Annotated in this window: 28 protein-coding genes and 1 riboswitch; of the genes, 23 read left to right on the top strand and 5 right to left on the bottom strand. The window is 34.6% G+C overall.

The features are described from left to right. Positions 1 to 205 precede the first annotated feature (205 nt). The 11 genes from ACFQ3N_RS13955 (at position 206) to ACFQ3N_RS14005 (ending at position 11,864) form a co-directional block, all read left to right on the top strand. The gene (locus tag ACFQ3N_RS13955; RefSeq protein WP_390363148.1) at positions 206 to 931 is read left to right on the top strand and encodes a pseudouridine synthase; all 726 of its coding nucleotides are present in this window, start codon (positions 206 to 208) and stop codon (positions 929 to 931) included. A gap of 66 nt (positions 932 to 997) precedes the next feature. Continuing rightward, a complete protein-coding gene (gene resA / locus ACFQ3N_RS13960; protein ID WP_390363149.1) occupies positions 998 to 1,576 on the top strand; it encodes a thiol-disulfide oxidoreductase ResA in 579 nt (192 codons plus the stop codon). A 27-nt stretch (positions 1,577 to 1,603) separates the two neighbouring features. Beyond that, positions 1,604 to 3,244: a cytochrome c biogenesis protein ResB gene (resB, locus tag ACFQ3N_RS13965; RefSeq protein WP_390363150.1), complete on the top strand. Its 1,641-nt coding sequence runs from the start codon at positions 1,604 to 1,606 to the stop codon at positions 3,242 to 3,244. 101 nt (positions 3,245 to 3,345) lie between these two features. Further along, positions 3,346 to 4,536: a cytochrome c biogenesis protein CcsA gene (ccsA, locus tag ACFQ3N_RS13970; RefSeq protein WP_390363151.1), complete on the top strand. Its 1,191-nt coding sequence runs from the start codon at positions 3,346 to 3,348 to the stop codon at positions 4,534 to 4,536. A gap of 110 nt (positions 4,537 to 4,646) precedes the next feature. Next, the gene (locus ACFQ3N_RS13975) at positions 4,647 to 5,363 is read left to right on the top strand and encodes a response regulator transcription factor (protein WP_390363152.1); all 717 of its coding nucleotides are present in this window, start codon (positions 4,647 to 4,649) and stop codon (positions 5,361 to 5,363) included. Further along, the gene (locus ACFQ3N_RS13980; protein ID WP_390363153.1) at positions 5,363 to 7,129 is read left to right on the top strand and encodes an ATP-binding protein; all 1,767 of its coding nucleotides are present in this window, start codon (positions 5,363 to 5,365) and stop codon (positions 7,127 to 7,129) included. Before ACFQ3N_RS13975 ends, ACFQ3N_RS13980 begins: the two co-directional genes overlap by 1 nt. 51 nt (positions 7,130 to 7,180) lie before the next feature. Continuing rightward, a riboswitch (cobalamin riboswitch) is annotated at positions 7,181 to 7,362 on the top strand. 156 nt (positions 7,363 to 7,518) lie between these two features. Then, entirely contained in the window at positions 7,519 to 7,902 is a 384-nt protein-coding gene (locus ACFQ3N_RS13985; RefSeq protein ID WP_390363154.1) for a DUF4430 domain-containing protein, read from the top strand. Between the two features lie 5 nt (positions 7,903 to 7,907). Next, entirely contained in the window at positions 7,908 to 8,411 is a 504-nt protein-coding gene (locus tag ACFQ3N_RS13990) for an ECF transporter S component (RefSeq protein ID WP_390363155.1), read from the top strand. A 728-nt stretch (positions 8,412 to 9,139) separates the two neighbouring features. Then, the gene (gene sigX, locus ACFQ3N_RS13995; RefSeq protein WP_390363156.1) at positions 9,140 to 9,676 is read left to right on the top strand and encodes an RNA polymerase sigma factor SigX; all 537 of its coding nucleotides are present in this window, start codon (positions 9,140 to 9,142) and stop codon (positions 9,674 to 9,676) included. Beyond that, entirely contained in the window at positions 9,673 to 10,896 is a 1,224-nt protein-coding gene (locus tag ACFQ3N_RS14000; protein ID WP_390363157.1) for a hypothetical protein, read from the top strand. The genes sigX and ACFQ3N_RS14000 overlap by 4 nt, the downstream gene beginning before the upstream one ends. 704 nt (positions 10,897 to 11,600) lie before the next feature. Beyond that, positions 11,601 to 11,864 carry a helix-turn-helix transcriptional regulator gene (locus ACFQ3N_RS14005; RefSeq protein WP_390363158.1) on the top strand — a complete coding sequence of 88 codons (264 nt, stop codon included), beginning with the start codon at positions 11,601 to 11,603 and terminating at the stop codon, positions 11,862 to 11,864. Positions 11,865 to 11,898: 34 nt separating this feature from the next. Here the strand turns inward: ACFQ3N_RS14005 and ACFQ3N_RS14010 are convergent, their stop codons facing one another. Continuing rightward, positions 11,899 to 12,153: a ferredoxin gene (locus ACFQ3N_RS14010; protein WP_390363159.1), complete on the bottom strand. Its 255-nt coding sequence runs from the start codon at positions 12,151 to 12,153 to the stop codon at positions 11,899 to 11,901. A 154-nt stretch (positions 12,154 to 12,307) separates the two neighbouring features. Here ACFQ3N_RS14010 and ACFQ3N_RS14015 point away from each other — a divergent pair, with 154 nt between their 5' ends. From ACFQ3N_RS14015 to ACFQ3N_RS14030, 4 genes are read left to right on the top strand one after another with little or no spacing between them, the layout of a single operon-like run. Continuing rightward, on the top strand, positions 12,308 to 13,387 hold the full coding sequence (locus ACFQ3N_RS14015; protein WP_390363160.1) for a helix-turn-helix domain-containing protein: 1,080 nt from the start codon (positions 12,308 to 12,310) through the stop codon (positions 13,385 to 13,387). Continuing rightward, positions 13,365 to 14,915 carry a RecQ family ATP-dependent DNA helicase gene (locus tag ACFQ3N_RS14020; RefSeq protein ID WP_390363161.1) on the top strand — a complete coding sequence of 517 codons (1,551 nt, stop codon included), beginning with the start codon at positions 13,365 to 13,367 and terminating at the stop codon, positions 14,913 to 14,915. The genes ACFQ3N_RS14015 and ACFQ3N_RS14020 overlap by 23 nt, the downstream gene beginning before the upstream one ends. Beyond that, positions 14,902 to 15,468 (top strand): CPBP family intramembrane glutamic endopeptidase, encoded by a 567-nt coding sequence (locus ACFQ3N_RS14025; protein WP_390363162.1) that lies wholly within the window; start codon positions 14,902 to 14,904, stop codon positions 15,466 to 15,468. Before ACFQ3N_RS14020 ends, ACFQ3N_RS14025 begins: the two co-directional genes overlap by 14 nt. A 12-nt stretch (positions 15,469 to 15,480) precedes the next feature. Beyond that, the gene (locus ACFQ3N_RS14030) at positions 15,481 to 15,798 is read left to right on the top strand and encodes a hypothetical protein (RefSeq protein ID WP_390363163.1); all 318 of its coding nucleotides are present in this window, start codon (positions 15,481 to 15,483) and stop codon (positions 15,796 to 15,798) included. 53 nt (positions 15,799 to 15,851) lie between these two features. Here the strand turns inward: ACFQ3N_RS14030 and ACFQ3N_RS14035 are convergent, their stop codons facing one another. The 3 genes from ACFQ3N_RS14035 to ACFQ3N_RS14045 are packed head-to-tail and all read right to left on the bottom strand — an operon-like array spanning position 15,852 to position 16,956. Next, the gene (locus tag ACFQ3N_RS14035; protein ID WP_390363164.1) at positions 15,852 to 16,421 is read right to left on the bottom strand and encodes a manganese catalase family protein; all 570 of its coding nucleotides are present in this window, start codon (positions 16,419 to 16,421) and stop codon (positions 15,852 to 15,854) included. Between the two features lie 54 nt (positions 16,422 to 16,475). After that, on the bottom strand, positions 16,476 to 16,739 hold the full coding sequence (locus tag ACFQ3N_RS14040; RefSeq protein WP_390363165.1) for a spore coat protein CotJB: 264 nt from the start codon (positions 16,737 to 16,739) through the stop codon (positions 16,476 to 16,478). Then, positions 16,732 to 16,956 (bottom strand): spore coat associated protein CotJA, encoded by a 225-nt coding sequence (locus tag ACFQ3N_RS14045; protein WP_390363166.1) that lies wholly within the window; start codon positions 16,954 to 16,956, stop codon positions 16,732 to 16,734. Before ACFQ3N_RS14045 ends, ACFQ3N_RS14040 begins: the two co-directional genes overlap by 8 nt. A 130-nt stretch (positions 16,957 to 17,086) precedes the next feature. Here ACFQ3N_RS14045 and ACFQ3N_RS14050 point away from each other — a divergent pair, with 130 nt between their 5' ends. The 4 genes from ACFQ3N_RS14050 to ACFQ3N_RS14065 all read left to right on the top strand — a co-directional run bounded on the left by ACFQ3N_RS14050 (position 17,087) and on the right by ACFQ3N_RS14065 (position 21,114). Continuing rightward, positions 17,087 to 17,866 carry a metallophosphoesterase gene (locus ACFQ3N_RS14050; RefSeq protein WP_390363167.1) on the top strand — a complete coding sequence of 260 codons (780 nt, stop codon included), beginning with the start codon at positions 17,087 to 17,089 and terminating at the stop codon, positions 17,864 to 17,866. A gap of 98 nt (positions 17,867 to 17,964) precedes the next feature. Then, positions 17,965 to 18,543, top strand: a complete 579-nt coding sequence (locus ACFQ3N_RS14055; RefSeq protein ID WP_390363168.1) for a genetic competence negative regulator — start codon at positions 17,965 to 17,967, stop codon at positions 18,541 to 18,543. Between the two features lie 188 nt (positions 18,544 to 18,731). After that, positions 18,732 to 20,012 carry a Glu/Leu/Phe/Val family dehydrogenase gene (locus ACFQ3N_RS14060; RefSeq protein ID WP_390363169.1) on the top strand — a complete coding sequence of 427 codons (1,281 nt, stop codon included), beginning with the start codon at positions 18,732 to 18,734 and terminating at the stop codon, positions 20,010 to 20,012. Between the two features lie 121 nt (positions 20,013 to 20,133). Then, positions 20,134 to 21,114 carry a YpdA family putative bacillithiol disulfide reductase gene (locus tag ACFQ3N_RS14065; RefSeq protein WP_390363170.1) on the top strand — a complete coding sequence of 327 codons (981 nt, stop codon included), beginning with the start codon at positions 20,134 to 20,136 and terminating at the stop codon, positions 21,112 to 21,114. Between the two features lie 65 nt (positions 21,115 to 21,179). On the opposite strand, the gene ACFQ3N_RS14070 is transcribed toward ACFQ3N_RS14065, so the two are convergent. Further along, positions 21,180 to 22,151, bottom strand: coding sequence for an asparaginase (locus ACFQ3N_RS14070; protein ID WP_390363171.1), 972 nt, complete (start codon positions 22,149 to 22,151; stop codon positions 21,180 to 21,182). A gap of 86 nt (positions 22,152 to 22,237) precedes the next feature. Between ACFQ3N_RS14070 and prsW the strand changes: the two genes are divergently transcribed. The 4 genes from prsW (at position 22,238) to ACFQ3N_RS14090 (ending at position 26,027) form a co-directional block, all read left to right on the top strand. Next, complete coding sequence (gene prsW, locus ACFQ3N_RS14075) at positions 22,238 to 22,915, top strand: glutamic-type intramembrane protease PrsW (protein ID WP_390363172.1); 678 nt, start codon at positions 22,238 to 22,240, stop codon at positions 22,913 to 22,915. A 142-nt stretch (positions 22,916 to 23,057) separates the two neighbouring features. Further along, positions 23,058 to 23,918 carry a spore cortex-lytic enzyme gene (sleB, locus tag ACFQ3N_RS14080; RefSeq protein WP_390363173.1) on the top strand — a complete coding sequence of 287 codons (861 nt, stop codon included), beginning with the start codon at positions 23,058 to 23,060 and terminating at the stop codon, positions 23,916 to 23,918. 15 nt (positions 23,919 to 23,933) lie between these two features. Next, complete coding sequence (ypeB, locus tag ACFQ3N_RS14085; RefSeq protein ID WP_390363174.1) at positions 23,934 to 25,289, top strand: germination protein YpeB; 1,356 nt, start codon at positions 23,934 to 23,936, stop codon at positions 25,287 to 25,289. A 78-nt stretch (positions 25,290 to 25,367) separates the two neighbouring features. After that, positions 25,368 to 26,027, top strand: coding sequence for a flagellar brake protein (locus ACFQ3N_RS14090; protein ID WP_390363175.1), 660 nt, complete (start codon positions 25,368 to 25,370; stop codon positions 26,025 to 26,027). Positions 26,028 to 26,166 lie beyond the last annotated feature (139 nt).

Genomic DNA, 26,166 nt, shown 5'->3' on the forward strand with positions numbered 1-26,166 from the left:
TCGGACAGCCTCCTAGCCTGAGACCCCGCAGAGCGTTAGCTCGAGGAGGCTCATCAGCCGCCCACGGAAAGCGAAGTGTATTTCCGTAGCGGTAGGTTAACCGTCACATCAAGGTTACGTCGCAGTTTATATCTATTCGCTCAAAAGTAACAAACTTTACGAAAACAGCTTTTAATAAAAAATAAATTAAAGATTTGGTGATAAAATGGCAAATTTAGAAAGACTTCAAAAAGTTATTGCTCAAAGTGGTGTAACATCAAGGAGAAAAGCAGAACAGCTTATTGTAGATGGGAAAGTTAAAGTTAATAATAAAGTTACAACTAAATTAGGGACAAAAGTTTCCGCAAATGATGATATCGAAGTTAATGGTGTAGTTTTGGAGAAAGAATTGCCAGTCCATTATATACTTTATAAACCAAGGGGAGTAATTTCAAGTTTAAAGGATGATAAGAATAGAAAAATAGTAACCGACTATTTAACTGATGTTAAAGAAAGAGTCTTCCCTATTGGCAGATTGGATTACGATACATCTGGCGTGTTATTACTAACAAATGATGGTGATTTTGCTAATTTATTAATGCATCCAAGTCATGGTGTAGATAAGGTTTATGTCGCAAAAATTAAAGGTATACCTACTAAAAATCACTTAATGCAGTTAAAAAAAGGTGTTAAATCAGAGAATGATCTTCTAAAGGCGGTAGGATACAAGATATTATCAACAGATAAGAAAAAGCAGACTACCATAATCGAAATAACACTGCATGAAGGAAAAAACCGTCACGTAAGAAGAATGATGGAGCAGTTAGGATACCCAATACTTAAACTCAAACGAGAAAAATATGGTGTGCTAACAGTTGATGGACTTCAACCGGGAGAATATCGTAAGTTGACCCCCCACGAAGTGAAAAAATTACGACAATTAACATTGTAAATTGTCGTATAATAGTCAAATTTAATATCACGGTTACGTGATATAATGTGTTGGGGAGTGATCCTAATGGATTTAGATCAAATAAAACAAAAGAAAAAGAATAAAAAAAGAAATCGTTTAATTTTTAGAACTATTGTTTTAGCTATATTATTAGTTGCTGTAGCGTATGCATTAGTTACAAATTTCACAAAAGATAATTCTACATACAGAGCTGGAGATCAAGCACCCGATTTTCAATTGCAGCAAATCAATAAAAATAATGAATTAGAGACGATTCAACTTAGTGATTTAAAAGGTAAAGGTGTAATGTTGAATTTCTGGGGTACATGGTGTAAGCCTTGCGAAGCAGAAATGCCGTACATGCAAAATTTATATCCTGGGTATAAAGAAAAAGGTATAGAAATAGTGGCGGTAAGTTTAGATAATACGGAATTAGTTGTTGATAAATTTATTGACAAGTATGATTTAACGTTTCCGATTCCTCATGATAAAGACGGACAAGTGATGGATCTTTACGATGTGGGACCGATTCCAAGTACTTTTTTTATTAACCCGGATGGTGAAATCGAAGAAGTAGTTAATGGAGCATTAACATTAGAAAGGCTAGAAGGGTATTTTAAAGAGATACAGCCAGAAGATTTGTAGAATGGATTATTATTGCGAGGGATTTTAATGAAAAATATTAAATGCGAATGCGGTCATGTTAATCCTGAAGGGACAGTCCTTTGTGAAGCATGTGGAAAACCGATCGAAGGAAATCAGCATATTGACGGAAATGATCAAAAGAAACTGTTAAATATGCGTTATGATGGAAGTGCCAGACGATCGCAAACTTATAATAAATCAATTGTCGATAAAGTATGGAATTTTTTCTCTTCTGTTAAAGTAGGCGTTTGGTTAATTGTTATCACATTAATTGCTTCAGCAGTTGGAACAATTCTCCCACAAGAAATGTACATACCAGCCGATGCGGAATCACGAGATCCTGCCATATTCTATGAAGCACGATATGGTTTGTTAGGGCAAATTTATTATCAATTAGGTTTTCATGAATTATATAGTTCATGGTGGTACATGATTTTAGTAGCACTTATTGGTATATCTCTAGTTATTTGTAGTATTGATAGATTTGTTCCGTTATACAAGGCATTAAAAAGACAAAAAGCAAAACGCCATGAGACATTTCTAAATAGGCAACGTTTGTACAGTGAAACGGAGAATATTAGTTCTGACGATAAGCAAAAAATAATCAATGAATTACAAAAACAACGTTATAAAATTAGGGAAGACAATGGTCATATCTTAGCTGAAAAAGGGAGATTTTCCCGTTGGGGTCCTTATGTAAATCACATTGGATTAATCATTATATTGCTAGCAGCAGTACTACGATTTAGTTCAGCTTTATATATGGATAAATATGTATGGGTTAGAGAAGGCGAACAAATTGTTATTCCGGGTACAGATAGGGAATATTATATCGAAAACAAACAATTTATTTTAGAAACACACGATGAAAATGATGAACGCTTTAAAGACGCTATCATGAAAGAAGGTGGAATGATAGCGAGTAATTACCAAACGAATGTAGCTATATATAAACAAAAGGAAAATTCAGTAGTAGGCGCTGATCCTGAACTGGAAAAAGTTACAGAAGATGAAATTAGAATGAACCATCCGTTAAAGCTTGATGGATTTTCACTATATCAGGCAGGATACCAATTAAATGAGTTCAGTAGTATGGAATTTAAAATACATGAAGCTGATGATGAAAATGAAGAAGCAATGGGAACCTTTACGATTGATTTAACATCACCAGAAGCTAATCATGAATTGGATAACGGGTTTCGTATAGAAGTAGATAAGTATTATCCTGATTATTACTTGGATGATGGTGAACCTGCATCTGAAACAAATTTCCCAAGAAATCCGGCTTTTGTATTTAAAGTCTATCCCCCAGATACCGAAACAGCTGAAATTAGCTTTGTTGGTATTGGTAGAAATATTGATGCAACAAATCAAAATCAATATAAACTAGGTATTGAAGATTTTGAAATGCATAATGTAAGTGGCTTAACTGTAAGAAAAGATTATACATTACCATTTTTTGCTATAGGAGCGGCTATCTTTATGATTGGGGTTATACAAGGGATGTACTGGCAGCATAGAAGAATTTGGATACATCCGAAAGACGGAAGTTTATTATTAGCAGCACACACGAACAAAAACTGGTTTGGAATCAAAAAAGATATTGAAAGAGTTATATTAGATACAAATGTAAAAATGGTAGAAGACCAGCAAGAATTGGATGAATAGTAGTGTTAATTTAAATAAATTAGTATGAGGTTTACTTTTGGCACTCGCCATTAATGATAAGGGGAGTGCCGAGGTTTTCTAATGAAGGAGGATTTTCTAGAATGGGTAATTTACTTGGTATTAGTAGTACCATGTTATATACAGCATTTGTCCTTTATTTAATTGCTACCTTTTTCTTTGGGGCAACGATCAAGGACAAACGTACGGATAATAAAATAGGTGTGTCGGGTAAAATTGGAATTACTCTCACTATTATTGGCTTTATTGCGCAAATCGTTTATTTCATCACAAGATGGTTAACAAGTGGCCATGCTCCAGTAAGTAACTTATTTGAATTTATGACATTCTTTGGAATGGCTATGGTATTTGCATTCATAATAATTTACTTTATATATAAGTTAAGTATTTTAGGACTGTTTGCTTTACCTGTAGCTTTAATCGTAATAGCTTATGCTAGTATGTTTCCAACTGAAATTTCTCCATTAGTACCTTCTTTACAGAGTCATTGGTTGTATATACATGTGACAACCGTTTCTTTAGGAGAGGGGATATTAGCAATCAGTTTTGTTGCTGGTTTAATTTATTTAATTAGACAGATAGACCAAACGGTTAAAAGTAAAAGAACTACCTGGTTGGAAATCGTCCTATTTTCATTAATTGTGTTTGTCGGATTTATTGTAATTACAGTTACATTCAATGCTGTAAATTATAACGTGCAATTTGAATATCCTTCAGGTAATAGCACATTGACAGCAGACTATCATTTGCCAGCTATAACTGGTCCAGAAGGTGGTACATTGATCACAGGAGACGTCATGAAACCATGGTTTAAAACACCAGGTTGGATGCAAGGAGCTGATGCTGCAAGAAAGTTTAATACATTAATTTGGTCGTTCTTTACAGGCTCGATTCTGTATGTATTACTCAGACTTGTTTTAAGAAAGAGAATCGGTGCTGCTATTCAACCATTTCTAAAAAGTGCTAAACCCGATTTATTAGATGAAATATCATACAGGGCTGTAGCAATTGGTTTTCCAGTGTTTACTTTAGGTGGGATAATATTTGCTTCTATATGGGCACAAATTGCTTGGGATCGCTTCTGGGGATGGGATCCAAAAGAGGTTTGGGCACTAGTCACATGGTTTTTCTATGCAGCATTCTTACATTTAAGATTATCACGAGGATGGCATGGAGAGAAATCTGCTTGGTTAGCTGTAGGTGGGTTCGCTATAATTATGTTCAACCTGATTGCTGTTAACCTAATTCTAGCAGGACTTCATTCTTATGCATAAACTCATCAAAACTAAGGCATTTATTATTTTGCGATAATTGTGTCTTGTTTTCTTATACTTTTTATAATAGTTGGTTTATACTTTAACTAGAGTAGCAAAGGGGGATTACAATGGCTAAAAATATAAGGGTGTTAGTAGCTGATGATGAAGATAGAATTCGTCGTTTAATTAAGATGTACCTAGAACGTGAAGACTTTGTCATTGAAGAAGCTGAAAATGGAACACAAGCGTTGGATCTTGCATTAAACAATGAGTATGATGTGATTTTACTAGACATCATGATGCCTGAAATGGATGGAATAGAGGTCTGTCAAGAATTAAGAAAAGAAAAGCAAACTCCTGTCATCATGCTTACTGCAAAAGGCGAAGAAGCTAACAGGGTACAAGGATTTGAAGTTGGTACAGATGATTATATTGTAAAACCATTTAGTCCAAGAGAAGTTGTATTAAGGGTGAAAGCTGTATTGAGAAGGATGTCGTTTTCTCATTTTAATGAAGGAGATACGCCACCTAAAGACATAGTGGTATTTCCTCATCTTACAATCGATCATGATGCGCATCGTGTAACTGCAGATGGTCATGAAGTGAGTTTGACACCAAAAGAGTATGAATTATTATGTTTTATAGCAAAGTCACCGGATAAAGTTTTTAATCGAGAGGTCTTGCTAAAAGAAGTATGGCAATATGAATTTTTTGGTGATTTACGTACAGTAGATACACATGTAAAAAGGCTTAGAGAGAAGTTAAACAACGTTTCCAAAGAGGCATCAAAGATGATTGTAACTGTTTGGGGAGTTGGATACAAATTTGAGGTAGATGATGCATAATGTTTTGGCGTAGTGTAGTAGGAAAACTAGCAATAACTATCTTATTGCTAGTTTCTTTTGTATTATTTATATTAACCATTTTTCTATTAGAGTTTTTTGAAACGTTCCACATAGAAGAAGCTGAGAAAGACATGATGCAAACAGCGACTAAAGTTTCTGTGATGGTAGAACAATATGATGATAAATCATTACTATTTGAAACAACAGAACGCGTGAAAGACCCAGCTAGTCGTATAGCTATCATTTTTAATGATGGTTCTGTGTGGACCTCAAACAGTAATGATCAAAACTTATTAGAATTAGAAGAAGAATGGTTTCAGAATGAAGAAGATTTGACTACCATTTTATCAAAAAATGAACAAGTGAAAAAACAAATGATGCTGCCAAATAGTGATGCAGAGGTAATGATCGTAGGTACACCAGTCTCTGGAGTTAATGGTGCTGTTTTTGTTTATCAATCACTTGATGTTGTTGATCAGACAAAGGCAGAAACGACAAAAATAATTTTCCTAGCAGCTGGTATAGCAATTATTTTAACTACTATTTTTGCATTTTTCCTTTCAACACGTATTACAGCACCACTAATCAAAATGCGAGAAGCTGCATTTGACTTAACAAGAGGAGAATTTAACACAAAAGTACCGATATTAACCCATGACGAAATTGGTGGGTTGGCAATGGCTTTTAATAGAATGGGAAGGCAATTAAAGTTTCACATAAATGCGTTGAGGCAGGAAAAAGAGCAATTATCCAGTATTGTGAGTTCTATGGCAGATGGTGTGATTACACTTAATCGAAATGGAGATATGATTGTAACGAATCCCCCAGCTGAACGGTTTATTGAGGATTGGTATTTTGAACATAATATAACCATTAATGAAGATAACAAAAAACTTCCAGAACCACTTAATCAAATTTTACAAGAAGTAATTGAGGGAGAAAAAGAAACCTTACGGGAGATTAATCTACAAGGACGTACTTGGGTTATGATTATGACTCCATTATATGATCAAACGTTTGTACGGGGTGCTGTAGCTGTAATCCGTGATATGACGGAAGAACGACGCCTAGATAAATTGAGAAAAGACTTTATTGCTAACGTTTCACATGAGCTGCGCACACCTATTTCGATGCTACAAGGCTATAGTGAGGCTATTGTAGATGATGTGGCAGAAAGTAAAGATGAGAAAAACGAATTAGCTCAAATTATTTATGAAGAATCATTACGAATGGGTCGCCTGGTAAATGAATTATTGGATCTTGCTCGAATGGAAGCTGGACATATCCAATTAAATAAAGAACCGATTAACGTAGAAGCATTTGTTGATCGAATAACGAAGAAGTTTAGTGGATTGGCAGAAGATAACTCAGTAGAACTGAATCTTATAAAAAATATTAAAACTGATGCAATTGCAATTGATCCTGACAGAATAGAACAAGTTTTTACCAATTTAATTGATAATGCCATTAGACATACGAATGACAATGGCTATGTAAATATTTCAGTGGAATGCAATGAACAATTAGTAGTAGCAATTGAAGATAATGGCAGTGGTATAGTTGAGGAAGATCTTCCCTTTGTATTTGAGCGGTTTTATAAAGCTGATAAATCCAGAACTAGAAACCTTAAGAAAAAAGGGACTGGTTTAGGGCTAGCGATTGCTAAAAACATAATTGATGCTCACAATGGATCTATTTCAGTGAATAGTAAAGTAAATGAAGGAACGACATTTACATTTAAAATACCTACACCTACAGCAAAATAAATATTGATTTTAGAGTGCATTATGATATGATGATAGTTGTAATGAAACCGAATATAATATTTTGAATTTGGTGCATTTGCTTAAAAGGGAATCTAGTGAAAAACTAGAACTGTCCTCGCAACTGTAAGTGATACGAAATAAGTGATAGCCACTATATGAACATTTATATGGGAAGGGACTTAAAGTAGGTTAAAATCACAAGTCAGTAGACCTGCCATGTTTAACTGTTTCAATGCTTCGAGGATGTTAAGCAATTGGGACAACCGAATACATATGGATTTATAATGTATCGATTGTCGTCTACTATTGCTAACTCTTGTGAGAAGGGTTAGCTTTTTTGGTTGTCCAATGCCAGTCTCCTCAATAAAAATAGTGGAGGAATGAGAAAGATGAACAAAATGTTTTTTAAATTAACAGCGTTATTACTAGTATTTGGTTTATTGATGGGTTGTGCTTCTGATGATACGAGTAGTAGTGAAGAAAATGAAGGTTCAGTTGACATAACTATTTCAAAGGATAATGGAGAAGAAATAGTCACAGAAAAAGAGGTGCCTATTGAGGATGGGGCTATTTTAATGGATGTAATGCAGGAAAATTTTGATATTGAAGAAGATGAGGGTTTTATTACTTCTATTGAAGGAGAGGCTCCTGAAGAAGGTGAACAAAAGGCTTGGATGTTTTTTGTGAACGATGAAATGGGAGCTGTAGGTGCTAATGAATTAGAGTTACAAGTTGATGATCGTGTAACGTTCGACCTTCAGGCCTGGGAATGATGTAGTTGACTACGTATAAAATAACATTACTGGCTTTATTAGCAGCTATGGCTGTCGTGGGGAGATTTACTTTTTCGTTTTTACCAAACCTTCAGCCAGTAACAGCATTAATTATTATATGTGGTTTATTTTTAGGTCCTGTTGCAGCTATATTTCTAGCTGTATTGACTACATTTTTGTCAAACATGCTTTTGGGCATGGGAATATGGTCAATTTGGCAAGTGATCTCATGGGGATTAATAGGGTTAATAAGTGGTCTGCTAGGTAAATTACCTATAAGAATCCCTATCTATTTAATCGTGATTTTCTCTATTTTTAGTGGCTATCTCTATGGATTTGTTATTTCGTTAACCAGCTATCAAATAACTGGTAAGTTTTTACCGTATTATCTTGCAGGATTACCATTTGATACGTATCACGCAGTAGGGAATGCGGTATTCATCATCCTGATCTATCCAATTATTTCACATTTTTTTACACGTTCAAGAATTAATAAATTTCATGGTTGAATGGTGCACTATTTGGATTTTCCAATAAGTCAAAAGTCTACAAAATTTGATAATTAACTATTTATATTTAGGCTGTCATTTTTCCACAATTGATGTAGATTGCGACATAACTTACTCGAGGATTTGCTTTCTCCATCTATGAGTGCTATACAACCGCTTCGGCAGAACACTTCGCTTTCCGTGGGCACGGCCTCAGCCATCCTCAGAAGCAAAAAGCGCTCTTCGGACACGTGCTATTCCTTTAGAGTCGACTGCCCGCAGCGAAAAGCAACCATCATAAAAGTGGCAGTTTACCTTAAAAAAACGAAATTCAAGATGTTGTTTTATTCTGGACGCTATACCAGCGGCGGAAATACACGAAGACTCCTTGAAAAAGGAAATCACTTTTTCTGCGTGCGATGTAATCCTGCCGTGGCTTCCCTTGTTCTGCGGGAGGATAGGCATAGGTGAGACACTAAAGTGCTTCAGCACGTGGTGGTTCACCAGCCGCCCTAAGATGCGCTAAATGTATTTCCAGAGCGAGTAAAAGCACTAACCATTATCTGAATTTATGTCGCATTATATATCAATTGTGAGGATTAAAAAAGTAACAAAACTTACGAAATGAACCTATATTTAAAAATACCAACCAAATAATGGTTGGTATTTTTCTTATTCTTTAATATTATAGAAATATAGTGTAACATTTTTGGTGTTGAAACGACTAAATGGGTGAACGGAGGATCTTTATGAAGGCCGTTTTTGATGAAATATACGACAAGTATCATCAGGATTTATATCAGTTTATTTTTTATATGGTTAAAGACAAAGAAACCACAGAAGACCTCGTTCAGGAAGTTTATATAAAAGTAATGCATTCTTATACGTCTTTTAAAGGTGATAGTACGTTAAAAACGTGGTTATTCTCTATAGCTAGACATAAGACAATTGATTATTTTCGTGCACAAAAAAGAAAGCGAAATCGAATCACTGATTTTTTTGACTGGCAAGAAAAAGGAGAATTTATACAAGATAAACAACCATTGCCAGATGAAATTACAATACAAAATGAGGAATTGAAGAAGGTATATCACCATCTCGATCGATGTAGTCCCGATCAAAAGAGTGTATTGATTTTACGTTACATACAGTCATTTTCCATTCAGGAGACTGCTGACATATTAAATTTTAGTATAAGCAAAGTTAAGACAACTCAGCATAGAGGATTAAAAACACTAAGGAAATATGTGAGTGAAGAACAACAGGAAGGAGGAGATACTTTATGAAATCACGTAATAAGACGGATCAGCAAATTATAAAAAGTTTGAATGAATTACCTGAAGTAAAAGATAGCCAAACAAAAGAAGAACTTTATCAGCGTATCTCCTCAAAAACAAAAGGTGAAACAGCTTCAAAAAAGAGTAAAAGGAATGCACTTATACCAGTTGCAAGCACTGTTTTTGCAATTATGTTAGTTGTAGTAATGCTTCCTTCGTTATTAAATAATAATATGAATGATACAGGTGGGGAAGAATCCACAGATAGAGCATTTGATACATCCTCCTCAGATGAAAGCATGGAAAATAATGAAAATTCCACTATGGAATCCTATGAAGGTGAAGAAGAAGGATCATCAGCAGATTTAGATCAAGCCGAACCCGAAATTAGTTTACTGGATAAACAACCTGAGCATTATGTTGTTCATGAACCAAATGAGGCGTATACGATTATTCATGTAGCTGTTGCCGATAATCAAGCACAATATGTTATTCCTTTATCTATCATGGCTCCTAAAACAGATGATCTCGAAGTTTATTATAATGAATTGGATAATTATCTGAACGAGCATGAATGGGGTATAAGTGAATACAAATTTGATAATGTTACTTTCGAGATAGAACAATCGAATGATCAAGTAGTAATGGACTTTCCTGCTGGATTTTCCATTGGAGAAGGTTCAGCTAATCCAAATTTGTTTGAAGATAGCTTATCCAGGATGTTTCGACCATATCAGATTGATAAAATTTTATTTACTACAGAAGAAAGTCCAGGTGTTGACTTAGGACCAATCGGCAACCTAGAAGAGATGCCTATTGAGTCCAGTGAAAATGAAATTTATAAAGTTTATAATGCATCAGCGGAAAAAAGGGATTTTTTAATACCAATCATCCAACAAGATCCCTTGACATTAGAAGAGGCATTTCAAGAAATGAAAAATGATGAAGAGGAATTTAGCGTTTATAAATCAATACCTGAGGATATCAACTTTTCTACTCAAATGAATGAAAGTCAGCTTGTTATACGATTTACAGATGAAACTGAATTAATAAATGATCAAGTAACGCTTAATATGGTTGATGCGGTTTTAATGACTGCCAAAAGCTATGGTTATGATACGGTAGTTTTTGAAAATACAACGTTAGATAGCATTGGTGTTTATGAATTATCAAAACCAATCGATGTTCCGTTGTCTGTGAATCCAATATATATAACGCCATCACAATAGAAATAAGAGCTCTAACCGCTGTAACGGTTAGAGCTCTTATTTCTTCCACGAATTGTTGCTTTTTCATCTTCATAGTTGATATAAACTGCGACATAACTTTAGGCTTATTTCTATTGCCGCCGTCCGGGATCGCTACGGACGGACGCTTTCCGCGGGCGCGGCCTCAGCCTCCGAAGCGGAAAACCGCTCTGCGGGGTCTTCGGACACGTGCTGTTCCCGCAGGAGTCACCGCCCTCCGCTCACCCAAACTGGTAAGGTGTTTTATCAATACAGATACAGTCCCACGACAGTAACGGAAATAACAGCGGAGGAAATACACGTAGACTCCTTGAAAATACAAACCGATTTTCTGCGTGCGATGTCTAGCTATGTAGCTTTTCTTGTCCTGTGGGAGCAGAGGCCTAGCCTGAGAACCCGCAGAGCGTTAGCTCGAGGAGGCTCATCAGCCGCCCACGGGTAGAAGACACTGCGCAGTGAAACGAAGCAGATGTCGCACTTGTACCCGGATGGGTGAAAGCGAAGTGTATTTCCGTAGCGGTAGGTTAACCGTCACATCTAGTTACGTCGCATTTTATATCTATTCTCTCAGAAGCAACAAATTTTACGAAATCAGCCCATTTCTTTAATAAACCTCTTTTGACTTTTTTATCAATGAGAATTATGATAATAGATAGAATAATTTCTATATATAGGAATGATATTGGATGGATCAAAATCAACTAATAAACAAAATATCTGCAAGAATGAAATTAGTCCGTGTCGAAAATAATTTGACACAAGAACGTATGTCATCCATGTTGGGAATATCAAAAAAGACACTTGTGCAAATAGAAAAGAAACGTTCCCATGCAAATTGGACTACAACTATTGCATTGTGTGCGCTTTTTCGTAAAAGTGAAGTTATTCAACATACCTTAGGTGAAAATGTAATGGAGGTAGTTGAGGATACTGCACATAAAATAGGCTGATTTCATTTTGTATGAAATCAGCACTTATAAGCTTCTAATCATCCTCATATTTTAAAGGATCACCATCAAAAGGCTTTTCAGAAATTTTAATAGAATCGGTGGGACAGCCTTCATATGCATCAATCATATCATCTTCTAGGTCTTCTGGAATTGCAGTTTTTCCCGAATTCTCATCTATTATGACATATGCTATTCCTTCATCATCGTAATCATATATATCAGGTGCAGCGGCACCACATGCACCACACGCAATGCACGTTTCTTTGTCAACTATAGTATATTTAGGCATACATGTTACCTCCTTTGTAACGGTAGGGATCTTACATAACTATTGTAAATCTGATATATATACATTTCAATAATCCTATATCATGTTACTATTTTAATTGATATAACTGTCACAAAGAATACACATTCAAGTAAAGAGGTGCATCGTCTTGTTAATGGAAGGTATAATAATTAAATGTTGTTCCCACTTACAAGAAGCTAGAACGGTTTCTGGGATATATCATTTAATCACTGGAAAAAAATCCATTCAAACTGTTCAAGATGCACATTCCTATCGACTTGATCAATTTTTTGGAATCTATAAATCATTACCTAAGCAAGATTTTGATAACATAATAGCTGAATTGATCAGTCACGAATATCTTATAGTTCGTGGAGAGTCGTTTGTTATACCGACTACTGCTGGTGAAAAATGGCTTGATCAAAATCGAACAGATTTACCTTTTGAATATTTTAATGGCTTAAAATATATTGAAACTGGTATTACTTATTCTCAGCGGCTATTGTTGCTAATTCAAACACTAACAAATATTAAAATGAACAATTATTCATTCATACCAATTATAGACAAATCTTCTATCACTACATGGGTTAGAACGCTTTATCATACCAGAATCGATAATAAAAATGAATGGTCACATCGTATATATGAAGAATTATACACACTACTAAATCAATTAACTGATCTCGAAGCGGGATTGTTTGTTGACCGACTAACAGGGTTTCAACGTGTTGGGATGAGCAGTCATCAATTGGCAACTAAATATAATCTGGATGTACACAATGTTTATATACATCTAGTGGGAATTGTTCATCGATTACTAGATACCATTAATAGTGACAAATCTAAATTCTATGTTATGTCTTTATTACTGGAGGACATGACCGATAACGTATTTATTACAAATTCTGCTAAAGAGACTTATCATCTCTTAAATCAAAACTTGTCAATTTACGAGATAGCTGCCTATAGAAAGTTAAAAGTCAATACGATTTACGATCATGTGATAGAAATTGCATTAAATGATGAGCATTTTCCAAAACATAACTATGTAAATGAGGATGAAGAACAAGATATAATTAATGCTATAAAACAAACAAATTCTTTTAAACTAAAAGATATTAAACACATTATTGATGCCAATATATCCTATTTTCAAATAAGATTGGTAATCGCCATGGCGAAACTTTCCATAAAAACAGGTGAAGAATATGAAGAAAAGCAATCAACTTGACGAAGTTCTATCTAAGCATTTTAACTATTCATCCTTTCGTCTTGGACAAAAGGAAATAGTTGTTGATATTTTGGATGGAAAAGATGTGTTTGGAATCTTACCAACAGGATCTGGAAAATCACTATGTTATCAGCTGCCAGCAAAGCTCTTAAATGGTATTACGATTGTTGTTTCGCCGTTAATTTCTTTAATGATTGATCAAGTGAAACAATTAAAGGCTAATGGGTTTAAAGAAGTAATCGCATTAAATAGTTTTATGAATCGAGCGGAAAGGAATAAGGTTTATCAAAACCTTAATAAGTATAAATTAATCTACGTTTCACCTGAATTACTGCAGCAAAAGCAGTTGATGGATCAACTATCGAAATTGGAAGTTAGTTTATTCGTAATTGATGAAGCACATTGTATATCCCAATGGGGGCATGAATTCCGACCAGATTATTTAAGGTTAAGATCTATTATAGATACATTGAATAATCCGCCTATCTTAGCTTTAAGCGCAACGGCAACCACGAATGTTCAACAAGATATTATAGATGCCTTGAACCGCCCGGACATTATAAAGCATATTTACCCTATGGACCGGGAAAATATCACTTTTTGTGTCCAGGAAGTAACTACTGACAGTGATAAAATTAGTAAGATAACAAATTTAGTGGGGAAGTTCCGTGTCCCAACCATAATTTATTTTTCAAGTAGAAACACTACCGAACAAGTAGCAGAAATACTCAGCAAAAATGTTACATCAACACGAATAGCCTTTTATCATGGGGGGATGGAGCAACAGGATCGAATTGCCATTCAACAACAATTTATGAATGACCAACTAGATGTGATTTGTTGTACAAGTGCTTTTGGTATGGGAATTAACAAAAGTAATATTCGTTTAGTGATTCATTACCATTTTCCTCCTCAAATAGAATCTTATATTCAGGAAATCGGCAGAGCTGGTCGAGATGGAGGAGAAAGTATTAGTTTATTACTATTTTCCAATAACGATCCATACATACCAGCACAACTCATTAAAAGAGAGTTACCACCAAAGAGTGATGTATCATTTATATTTCATAAAATGTTACAACTTTATAAAGGAAAATTAGCATTACCCGAAAATGAACAGGAAGTGAAGGAAACATTTCATATTGGAGAGACACAATTTCGTTTTCTACACTATCAGTTTGAAAAGCATGGTATGATTAATGGAAATCAAATTGTGTATGATAGGTTGACTTGGGATAAGGCATTTACTGCCATAATTAACTTAATCGAATCCCGGCTTTTACTTAAAGAAGATAAATTAAACGAGATGTTACATTGGATTTATGAAAGAGGCTGCTTACGTGAACATTTATACAAAAGCTTTCAGGATTCCTTTAACGACCCACAATATAGTTGTTGCTCTAATTGCGGTTTTGATTTCTCAGCATGGCGTCCTGAACAAACAGAATATACACCTATTAATAGCGATAACTGGCAAACAAGATTGAAGAGTTTACTAATTAATGGAGAATATAATGAAGCAGAGTGAAATCATTAAATCACTTTCAGATGATGAATTGAAAAGACAATTAATGCTGTCACAATTATTATTAATAATCATAAGTATCGTCCTAAGTTTCTTTTTATTTAACAAATTGACACAGTGGGTTAACTATTTTAATTGGGATATACAAGAAATTTTTTACTATGGAGTGTTATCAGGTTTACTGGTCGTTCTGATTGATATCGTTTTAATCTATACTCTTCCTAAACGATATTATGATGATGGTGGAATCAATAAAAGGATATTTAAAAACCGTACTATTATTGATATTTTTGTTATTGCATTGATTGTTTCTATATCTGAAGAACTATTATTCAGAGGTGTGCTTCAAACAAGCTTTGGCTATATTGTCGCAAGTGTTATATTTGCAATCGTTCATATCCGGTATTTAAAAAAACCTGTTTTACTTATCTCGGTGTTGTTTGTAAGTTTTTATATTGGATATATGTTTGTAGTAACAGAGAATTTATTTGTTACCATAACAGCCCATTTCATTGTAGACTTTTTATTAGGGATATTAATCCGTTTTCAAAGGTGAGGTGTTTTACTAGTGAGCAATCAATCAAAAAAACGTGACGACCAAGCAAATGAATTACGAAAGCTGTTAAATGAAGTTCAGCAAAGTGAAACTACACAAGAAAAAAAGAGTAGTAGTTATATTGCTGACTCCGTTCCAACAAGGGAAGTTGATATTTTAAACTTACCAACTAGAAAAGAAGTGCATAATGAAAAAGGAAAGCGGACAAAAATAAAAGTAAGCAGACCATATCTTCGCTTATATGTAGTTATTATACTTATTCTAAGTATAGTAGCAATTGCATATTATTTATGGGAAGAAGAAATAGTTAGTTTATTTAGCAGTTTCTAAAAACAATGTAAGCAGGTACCGTATAAAAATAACGGTACCTGCTTCTATCGTAATTAAAAGTATATTTGTTTTGTTTGCTCTTCTTTTAAAATTTCAACAGCTTCTCTAAATCGGAGGGAATGAACAACCTCCCTTTCTCGTAAAAATTTTAACCCATCATTTAGTTCTGGATCATCTGACATATTTATAATCCATTGGTAAGTTGCTCTTGCTTTTTCCTCTGCTGCAATGTCCTCATACAAGTCTGCTATAGGATCACCTTTCGCTTGAATATAAGTTGCTGTCCACGGAGCACCAGCTGCATTATGATAGAAAAGTGCTTTATCATGGTTTGCATAATGCCCCCCAAGTCCAGCTTCTTTTAATTGTTCAGGAGTTGCATCTTTGGTAAGTTTGTATACCATAGTAGCAATCATTTCCAAATGGGCAAATTCTTCTGTACCAATGTCTGTCAACAATCCAATTACCTTATCAGGAATCGTATATCGTTGATTTAGGTAACGTAAAGCCGCTGCTAGTTCACCGTCAGCACCACCATATTGTTCAATGAGAAATTTTGCTAAACGTGGATTACATTCTCGGACTTTGACAGGATATTGTAGCTTTTTTTCATAATTCCACACCTTTGTATCTCCTCCTAAAATTTTCTTGCTATAATTAGCTTTCACAACTAATTCTTAAACTTGCCATGGCCAAGGAGCATTTCCCCAATCCCATGGGTAGTTGGAATAGCTTTTGCCAAATTGCATTAGTGGTCCAAAACTTTTTTCAAAACGAATCCTTAGGTCTTTACTTTGCTTGGAGAATAAATTAAACTGTTCAATTGCATCGTAATCATTTGGATGAGTATCTAAATATAACGTTAGTTCGACGAGGACAAAGTCAACGGATTGTATTTCTTCCATTAATTGATAATACTCTTTAGGAAGTACCTTATCCATTTTGGTCACCTCTTTTGTGTGGGTCAGGGTAAGGGCTATACAATTCAGGCCATAGTGTACCATGAAATAAAGCTTCATTCGGTTTAAATTGGGCTAATCCCTGTGGTTGGAAATTAATATAAAGCTGCGGGGGAGTATTATAACTTTTAACACGAATTGGTGGACAAGGATCATGAGGACTAACATATGGATGCCAGTATTTGTATTGTGTAAACATAAAATCATCCTTTCATAGCATATAAACACTTTACATATGTATGACATATACGGTTAGTCCTATTCAACTAGTTTTAATCATAATCAAAGTTAATGTTATGCTAAGGTTACATACAAAGTAGAAGGGAAGTATGAGGGTGATCTATGTAATTATTATTATAGTAGCATTGATTTCTTTTATTTTTTATATGGTATATCTGGCACATCATGATACAATTAAATGCCAAACGATTGTGGACAACCAATTGCCTTATGCTTTCCATAAATTTCGTTTATTCTTTATATCTGATATACATAGGAGAAAAATTAGTTTAAAGACGCTTCAATCCATAAATGAGAAGATAGATATTGTCATCATTGGTGGAGATTTAATGGAAAAAGGGGTATCGTTTGAACGAGTACGGGAAAATATTGTGAAATTAAAACAATGGAAGGTTCCGGTTTATTTTATTTGGGGCAATAACGATTATGAAGCACATCCCGAAGACCTATATGATATATTACGGGATGAGGGTGTTATACAGTTGGCAAACTCAGCTATAAATATAAAAAAGGACAATCAAGTTATGAGTATAGCGGGCCTTGATTGTTGTAGGTATAGTGAAGCACGTATAGATATGGCAATGAATGAAGCAGAAGGATCTTATATTGTATTGGTAACACATGATCCATCATCATTTTATGACTTAAACCCATCTTCCCAACAGCAAATTAATACTGTTTTAGCTGGACATACTCATGGAGGTCAAATAAGGATCTTAGGCATGGGAATGTATCAAAAAGGTGGATTAAAGCTGTATAATCAAACAAACGTATTGGTTAGTGAAGGATATGGGTATACTAGGTTGCCCTTACGATTGGAAACCAAAGCTGAATGTCATGTTTTAACATTTAAAAATTATGAAGAATAGCATTTATCCCGTTCAACAAAAAGCTATTCAGCATATAGTATAGTAATAAATAAAACTAACGTCTTAACAAATATGGAGTTGCAAAGGGGGGATGCTACATGCGTATAGAACGAGTATCTGATAGTCAGTTTACCATTTTTTTAACTTTTGATGATTTAATTGAACGGGGTTTTACTAAAGAAGATTTATGGCATGATGCATCAAGTGTTCAAAACCTGTTTAGTGACATGATGTATGAAGCAAGTTCGGAGCTTGGGTTTGAATTAGAAGGTATGTTACTAGTCCAAGTCCATCTAATGCAAGCTCAGGGAATGCATGTAATTGTAACACAAAAAATTGAAAATCAAAGTTGGGATGAGGATTTCATTGAGATGAAGGTAACGTTGGACGAAAGTAAAGAATTAATATTTTCCTTTGATGATTTTGAGAATATCATTAAAGTATCTTCATACTTATCCTCACTTGGGTTAACTGGGGGATCCATATATTACATGGATGAACACTATTACATGCTTATTGTTGATAAGGAACTAGGCGCTAATAAAAAAGAAGATGTTATTGCTGTAATGTCTGAATTCTCAACACCCAGTATTATTACTTCTTACCGATTGAAGGAATATGGAAAAACAATTATATCAACAGATGCCGTGAAGCAAATCATTAACTCATTTTATTGATAAATTAGTCTTAGAAATATAAACATTTTTTAATAATTAAACAGCCTATGAAATCGCTTCCATTTATTTCAGGAATTAATTCTATAAATTAGATTTATTTTATTGCATATTTATTATGAACGTGTATACTAATCTCTGAGTACAGCTATATTATAAATTATTTATTAGATATTCTAGGAGGTAAATTCATGGTAGCCGATAAAGCAGCAGATTCTACCAAAGAGACAAGTAGTAAAATGGATGTATTAAGTTCAACACGAACTGTTGTAAAAAATGCATTGGATAAATTGGGTTACCCAGATGAGGTATTTGAATTATTAAAAGAGCCAATTCGGATGATGACAGTTAGAATCCCTGTCAGAATGGATGATGGTTCTATTAAAATCTTCACTGGGTACCGGGCGCAGCATAATGATGCAGTTGGTCCAACCAAAGGTGGTATTAGATTTCATCCAGATGTTACAGAAACAGAGGTTAAAGCATTATCGATATGGATGAGTCTAAAAGCTGGAATTGTTGATTTACCTTATGGTGGTGGAAAAGGTGGTATTGTTTGTGATCCGCGTGAAATGTCATTTCGTGAATTAGAGGGTGTCAGCCGTGGTTATGTTAGAGCAATTAGCCAAATTGTTGGTCCAACAAAGGATATTCCTGCACCAGATGTATTTACAAACTCACAAATCATGGCATGGATGATGGATGAGTATAGTCGTATAGATGAATTTAATAATCCTGGATTTATTACAGGGAAGCCAATCGTTCTTGGTGGGTCACATGGTAGAGAGTCTGCAACTGCAAAAGGTGTTACAATTTGTATTGAAGAGGCTGCTAAGAAAAAAGGCATAGATGTAAAAGGTGCTAGAATTGTTGTTCAGGGCTTTGGTAATGCTGGTAGCTTTTTAGCTAAATTTTTACATGATGCTGGTGCCATAGTGGTAGGTATTTCTGATGCTTACGGTGCATTACATGATCCTGAAGGCCTTGATATTGATTATTTACTAGATAGACGGGATAGTTTTGGAACGGTAACCAAACTCTTTAATAAGACAATTTCAAACCAAGAATTATTGGAATTAGATTGCGATATTTTAGTGCCTGCTGCAGTAGAGAATCAAATTACCGAAGAAAATGCTCATAGAATAAAAGCAAGTATTGTTGTAGAAGCCGCAAATGGTCCGACTACAATGGAAGCTACAAAAATATTATCCGAAAGAGGAATTTTACTTGTACCTGATGTACTTGCATCAGCAGGCGGAGTAACAGTTTCTTATTTTGAATGGGTACAGAATAATCAAGGTTATTATTGGGAAGCAGAGGAAATTGAGGAAAAATTAGAAAAAATTATGGTCAAAGCGTTTAATTCTATTTATACTACTGCCCAAACAAGAAGAATTGATATGCGCTTAGCAGCATATATGATCGGTGTAAGAAAGATGGCAGAAGCTTCACGCTTTAGAGGTTGGGTTTAAAAGATATTAATTCAATCAATTCGTAACAAATGACGAAAAAGCTCCTATCATGTATATTTAGATAGGAGTTTTTTCGTATGGTGATTTATTTTAATGTTATGTAGTAAAGGAAGTGCGTAGAATGAATAAAGAAAATACGATTATTATTGGGGGTGGCCCCTGTGGAATGTCATGTGCCATCGAATTACAAAAACAAGGCGTGAATCCATTAATAATTGAGAAAGAAAATGTAGTAAACACTATTTTTAACTTTCCAACCCACCAAACATTCTTTAGTTCAAGTGAAAAACTGGAAATAGGGGAAATCCCTTTTATAACCGAAAAACAAAAGCCAGTAAGAAGTCAAGCTTTAGCATATTATAGGTCTGTTGCGGATCGAATGAAATTGCGTATGCATACATTCGAAAAAGTGACGAACATAACAAAAAAAACTGACAGTTTTTTTCTTCAATCACAAAAAAGTAATGGGGAAACAGTCGAGTATCAAGCTAAAAACGTTATTATTGCTACTGGTTATTATGATCAACCGAACAAATTGAGTATACCTGGTGAAGAGTTGCCCAAAGTGATGCATTATTTTAAAGAAGCTCATCCTTATTTTAACAAACAGGTTGTTGTTATAGGTGGTAAAAACTCTGCAGTTGATGCCACATTAGAACTTTACAAGGCGGGTGCCGGAATAACAGTTTTATACCGGGGTGATGTATATTCAAAAAGCATTAAACCATGGATATTACCGGAATTTGATGCATTAGTCAGAAATAACAAGGTTCACATGGAATTCAACGCAGATATCCTTGAAATAACCAATGATGTAGTACATTATACGGCTGATGGAAATGTTAAAAAAGTAAAAAATGATTTTGTCTTTGCGATGACAGGTTATAAACCAGATCATAAATTTCTAACTAATACAGGGATTAACATTGATCCTGACAACGGGAGACCCTACTTCGATGAAAATACGATGGAGACAAATGTTCCAGGTATTTATGTAGCTGGTGTAGTAGCAGCTGGGTACAATAATAATGAAATATTTATTGAAAATGGACGTTTTCATGGCGGATTAATTGCAAAAGCAATCTCACAGAAATCAAACTAACATAAAGGATAGCAGTTTAGTTACTTAAACTGCTATCCTTTATCATGTTAGGCAAAATTACTTACTTAAATTTCCGTTTCAAAAATATTTTTCAATGCTTCATAATTATTTGTTTGTTCTAGAGCTATTAATAATTTAATTCTTGCTTTAGGTCCAGTCAATCCATTTGCAAAAATAACACCACGATCTTTTAATTGTCTTCCACCACCTGGGTATCCATAAATTGGTTGTACAATTCCTTTAAAAGACCGGGACACGAGAATAACAGGTATATCTTGTTTTATAAATTGTTCGATGGACTCCACCGTATCTTTTGGTAAGTTACCTTGTCCAAAGGCTTCTATTACTAAGCCGTCCGGGTTAGCTTTTAGAATTACTTGTAGTATCTGTTCATCCATTCCAGCAAAAGCTTTTAGTAAAAAAACGTTCTTACTTATATTTTCAACTGGATATGTATATTTAGATATAACAGTATGGTGAAATATAATGGAATCTCTTGTTATAATCCCGATTGGCCCATATTGCGGGCTTTGAAAAGTTGCTACGTTACTAGTTGATGTTTTTGTTACATTCCTTGCAGTATGAATTTCGTCATTCATTACTACTAGCACACCTTTATCTGCAGCTCCGTTGTCTACTGCTACACGTAAGGAACTAATTAAATTATAAAGTGCATCAGAGCCTATTTCATTACTAGAACGCATTGCACCTGTAATAATGACAGGTATATTCACTTGCAATACTAAATCTAAAAAGTATGCTGTTTCCTCAAGTGTGTCCGTACCATGGGTAATAACAATGCCATCGTACATGGAACTTAGCTGATTAATCTTTTGGGCTAATTCCAACATATGGTTAGGTGTAACATGAGGAGACGGGAGTGAAAAAATGGTTGTTTCTTCTATATTGGCATACGTGTGAAAGTAATAAGATAGATCTGTTAATGGATGATTTTTGGTCGTATTTACTTCCCCGGTAGTCTTGTTTTCAACCATTGATATAGTGCCACCTGTGTGGATGAGTAGTATCTTTTTCAATTCCTTCACCTGCCTATTCATTTACTATTTCCAATATCATTACTTAATGATACGATGAAATAAGTATATTGGAAAGAGGGCTTGCTATGTTTTCGATACTATCAGCGGGGATAGCACCAACTGTGGCTTTAATGTCATTCTTTTATCTAAAAGATCGTATTACAGAGCCACTCCCGTTAATCATAAAAATGTTTTTGTACGGAGCGTTGCTTGTATTTCCAATAATGTTTTTACAGTATGCGTTTACGACAGAGGGGTTTAGTAATAATAACCTTATCGAATCATTTATTGTCGTATCGTTTATGGAAGAGTTTTTTAAATGGTTTATATTTATTTATATTATTTTTCATCATACAGAATTTGATGCTCATTACGATGGCATTGTTTATGCAGTAGCAATTAGTTTAGGATTTGCTACTGTTGAAAACTTTTTATACCTATTTAGTAATGGAATTCAGTACGCTTTCTCCAGAGCTTTGTTTCCCGTGTCATCACACGCATTATTCGGTGTCATAATGGGTTACCATTTTGGAAAAGCAAAGGTTCAACCACAATATAAAAGATGGAATATATTACTCGCATTTTTTACCCCCTTCCTTCTTCATGGAATATATAATTATATTTTAAAAACGTATTCAAGTAACTGGTTGCTTCCACTAATTCCATTTATGATTATACTTTGGATAATTGGATTACATAAAGTAACAGTAGCTAATAAAATTAGAACAGAAGACTTAATTTCAAATGAGAAAAAGCGAGCCTGAAACCTTTGTAGAAGTTGACTGCAAAGGTTTTTTTATTGAATCATATCAAAACTCCTGTTGACTCTTTAATATTAATGCATAAAAAGTACATTTACTCAAAAAATAGATAACACAATCTATTGTGAAGCAGGAGGAAAAAAGTATGACTTACAAAAAGTTATCTCTTTTATTTATCATTATATGTTTTATATCTATTGGACTTCAAGCATCTCAATTCCCTAAACCTGTAGAGGCATTTAGTAATCAAGTAATTCAACATGGTGCAGTAGGAGAAGACGTTATTGAACTGCAAGCAAGATTACAATACTTGGGTTTTTATAATGGGAAAATTGATGGTGTATTTGGATGGGGAACCTATTGGGCACTCAGAAACTTTCAATATGAGTTTGGTCTTGATATAGATGGGTTAGCTGGGGGAAAGACAAAGCAAAAATTAGCTGATGCTAGTAATTATGATGAACAATACGTGAAGAATCAGATCAGGAAAGGCAATAAATTTACGCATTATGGTGGTGTAGATAATCAGAAACAAACCACTCCAAATGACGGTGGAGGAGGTACTGGAGGAGGAGATGCTGGAGGAGGTGGAGAAACACCTGCAGAAACCGAAGAAACAAATGAAACAGCAGTAAACGTCCCGCAAGGCTATTCGCAAAACGATATTCAATTAATGGCTAACGCTGTATATGGAGAAGCTAGAGGAGAACCACATGAAGGGAAAGTAGCTGTAGCTGCAGTTATCCTAAATCGTGTGGAAAGCCCAACGTTTCCTAATACTGTTTCTGGTGTGATATTTGAACCGCGGGCTTTCACAGCGGTTGCAGATGGACAAATATGGTTAACCCCTGATGACAGCGCAAAAGAAGCTGTATTAGATGCAATAAATGGCTGGGATCCATCTAGTAATGCCCAGTACTATTTCAACCCAGATACAGCTACTTCAGATTGGATTTGGGGAAGGCCACAAATTAAGCGAATTGGTAAGCATATATTTTGTAAGTAGGAAGGTGTGAAAAAAATGATTCGATGGATTATGATAGCAGTTCTTACAGTTGGAATTGCTGGAACAGCATTTTGGGGATATCAAGAACATCAAGAAAAGAATGCCATTCTAATTCAGGCTGAAAATACCTATCAGCGCTCATTTCATGAACTTTCATATCATGTAGATCTGTTACATGATAAAATTGGGACTGCGTTAGCAATGAATTCACAAGAAAGACTTTCACCTCAGTTGGTAGAAATTTGGAGATTAACATCAGAAGCTTTATCAAACGTTGGACAATTGCCTTTGGCATTAATTCCGTTTAATAAAACGGAAGAATTCCTCTCCAATATAGGTGATTTCACATACCGTACTGCCATTAGGGATTTGGAAAATGAACCACTATCAGATGAAGAAACGAAGAGTTTAGAGGAGCTATATAAACAGTCTGGTGATATAAAAGATGAAATGAGACAAGTTCAGCATGTTGTATTAGATAACAATTTACGGTGGATGGATGTACAGCTTGCATTAGCTACAGAAGATGAACAAGCTGATAATACTATTGTTGATGGCTTTAAAACTGTAGAGAAAAAGGTGGAGGGATATGCAGAAAGTAATGTTGATTCTGCAATAATTGGCACATCTTCACAAGAGCACGCTTATCAGCATTTAACAGGCGAGAAGATAAATGAAAACGAAGCACTACAGAAAAGTAAAAAATTATTCAATGCAGATAATGAGGAAAATTTAACCATAGCAGAAAGTGGAGATGGGGCTGACATACCTTTATATAGCATTTCATACAAAAATGATGAAGAAAATGCTTTTATGGATATGTCAGTCCAAGGAGGGCATCCTCTCACTTTATTAGTTAATAGAACGGTAAACAGTAAAGATATTAGTTTAAACGAAGGATTGGAAAAAGCAAAGGCTTATCTAGCACAAAATGAATTAGAAGATATGACTATTTTCCAAAGTAATGAATTTGGTAACATTGGAGTATACTCTTTCTTATATAATCAAGATGGTATTCGGGTATATTCAGATGCCGTAGAAGTTAAAGTTGCTTTAGATAACGGTGATATTCTAGGTCTTACTGCAAGAAATTATTTTATGAATCATAAAGAAAGAGATATTCCAGAGCCGGAAATATCTGAGAAGGAAGCAAAGGATAAAGTAAATTCAGAAGTAGAAATTCATGAAGAACATATGTCTGTTATCGATAATGACCTTGGTGAAGAAGTGCTTGTCTATGAATTTTTAGGAGTACTTGATAATGAAACGTATAGAATATTTATTAATGCAATGGATGGTACGGAGGAAAAGGTTGAAAAACTAAATGGAACGGAAATGAGATTTGCTTCATTATCTAGGGGATTGACTTAGGTCTTCCCCTTTTTTGATTTTTCTGTAATAATGGGTACATAGTATGGATTTCAAGTTGATAATTTTGGGGGATTTACGGTGAAGATAGGAAGATTACTCATTTTAGAAGTAAGAGATACAAAATCAGGTGAGATATGTAAATATCGTTGTAAAATTGTAGAAAAAAATGATAACTATTTATTTATTGATCATCCTATTGATGTTAAAACGAAAAGGACTACTTTTTTTCCAAAAAAGACATCGTTTATTGCTACGTATGTTGGAGAAGACCAGGTCGTATATAAATTCCCATCTGAAGTTAATGCAATTGTTAAATTAACCATTCCAACGCTCGCTATAACATTACCGGAGAAAAATAAAATAAAAAAGATTCAACGAAGGCAATATGTAAGAATTGAAACGGCAGTGGATGCAGCAGTCCATTCACGAAATGAAGATCATGAGCCATTTACTACTGTATCAACCGATATTAGTGGTGGAGGTATATCGGTAATTATACCTAATGATAAAACTATGGAAAGTAATGAAAAGTTAGATCTATGGATCGTATTACCTATGAATGATGGGAAATTAAATTATGTGTACGCGGAAACGGAAGTAATTCGAATCAAACAACTAGAAGGAACCGTACAAACGGGCTCCATTAAATTTACTGTGATTGCTAAGAAGGATCAGCAGAGTATTATCCAATTTTGTTTTGAAAAACAACGTGAAGCGAGACAAAAAGAAATGATGTAAATAGAATTAAAAAGTTGATTAAAACAAAGGCTGTTTTTGCACGCATTATTGCTTTTCATCTTCATAGTTGACATAAACTGCGACGTAACTTGATGTGACGGTTAACCTACCGCTACGGAAATACACTTCGCTTTCACCC

Source organism: Virgibacillus byunsanensis, assembly GCF_042675965.1.
Taxonomy (GTDB): domain Bacteria; phylum Bacillota; class Bacilli; order Bacillales; family Amphibacillaceae; genus Virgibacillus_R; species Virgibacillus_R byunsanensis.

Coding starts and splice junctions, on each gene's coding strand:
- ACFQ3N_RS13955 (WP_390363148.1), top strand. CDS start 206: ATGGCAAATTTAGAAAGACTTCAAAAAGTTATTGCTCAAAGTGGTGTA.
- resA (WP_390363149.1), top strand. CDS start 998: ATGGATTTAGATCAAATAAAACAAAAGAAAAAGAATAAAAAAAGAAAT.
- resB (WP_390363150.1), top strand. CDS start 1,604: ATGAAAAATATTAAATGCGAATGCGGTCATGTTAATCCTGAAGGGACA.
- ccsA (WP_390363151.1), top strand. CDS start 3,346: ATGGGTAATTTACTTGGTATTAGTAGTACCATGTTATATACAGCATTT.
- ACFQ3N_RS13975 (WP_390363152.1), top strand. CDS start 4,647: ATGGCTAAAAATATAAGGGTGTTAGTAGCTGATGATGAAGATAGAATT.
- ACFQ3N_RS13980 (WP_390363153.1), top strand. CDS start 5,363: ATGTTTTGGCGTAGTGTAGTAGGAAAACTAGCAATAACTATCTTATTG.
- ACFQ3N_RS13985 (WP_390363154.1), top strand. CDS start 7,519: ATGAACAAAATGTTTTTTAAATTAACAGCGTTATTACTAGTATTTGGT.
- sigX (WP_390363156.1), top strand. CDS start 9,140: ATGAAGGCCGTTTTTGATGAAATATACGACAAGTATCATCAGGATTTA.
- ACFQ3N_RS14000 (WP_390363157.1), top strand. CDS start 9,673: ATGAAATCACGTAATAAGACGGATCAGCAAATTATAAAAAGTTTGAAT.
- ACFQ3N_RS14005 (WP_390363158.1), top strand. CDS start 11,601: ATGGATCAAAATCAACTAATAAACAAAATATCTGCAAGAATGAAATTA.
- ACFQ3N_RS14010 (WP_390363159.1), bottom strand. CDS start 12,153: ATGCCTAAATATACTATAGTTGACAAAGAAACGTGCATTGCGTGTGGT.
- ACFQ3N_RS14015 (WP_390363160.1), top strand. CDS start 12,308: ATGGAAGGTATAATAATTAAATGTTGTTCCCACTTACAAGAAGCTAGA.
- ACFQ3N_RS14020 (WP_390363161.1), top strand. CDS start 13,365: ATGAAGAAAAGCAATCAACTTGACGAAGTTCTATCTAAGCATTTTAAC.
- ACFQ3N_RS14025 (WP_390363162.1), top strand. CDS start 14,902: ATGAAGCAGAGTGAAATCATTAAATCACTTTCAGATGATGAATTGAAA.
- ACFQ3N_RS14040 (WP_390363165.1), bottom strand. CDS start 16,739: ATGGATAAGGTACTTCCTAAAGAGTATTATCAATTAATGGAAGAAATA.
- ACFQ3N_RS14045 (WP_390363166.1), bottom strand. CDS start 16,956: ATGTTTACACAATACAAATACTGGCATCCATATGTTAGTCCTCATGAT.
- ACFQ3N_RS14050 (WP_390363167.1), top strand. CDS start 17,087: ATGAGGGTGATCTATGTAATTATTATTATAGTAGCATTGATTTCTTTT.
- ACFQ3N_RS14055 (WP_390363168.1), top strand. CDS start 17,965: ATGCGTATAGAACGAGTATCTGATAGTCAGTTTACCATTTTTTTAACT.
- ACFQ3N_RS14060 (WP_390363169.1), top strand. CDS start 18,732: ATGGTAGCCGATAAAGCAGCAGATTCTACCAAAGAGACAAGTAGTAAA.
- ACFQ3N_RS14065 (WP_390363170.1), top strand. CDS start 20,134: ATGAATAAAGAAAATACGATTATTATTGGGGGTGGCCCCTGTGGAATG.
- prsW (WP_390363172.1), top strand. CDS start 22,238: ATGTTTTCGATACTATCAGCGGGGATAGCACCAACTGTGGCTTTAATG.
- sleB (WP_390363173.1), top strand. CDS start 23,058: ATGACTTACAAAAAGTTATCTCTTTTATTTATCATTATATGTTTTATA.
- ypeB (WP_390363174.1), top strand. CDS start 23,934: ATGATTCGATGGATTATGATAGCAGTTCTTACAGTTGGAATTGCTGGA.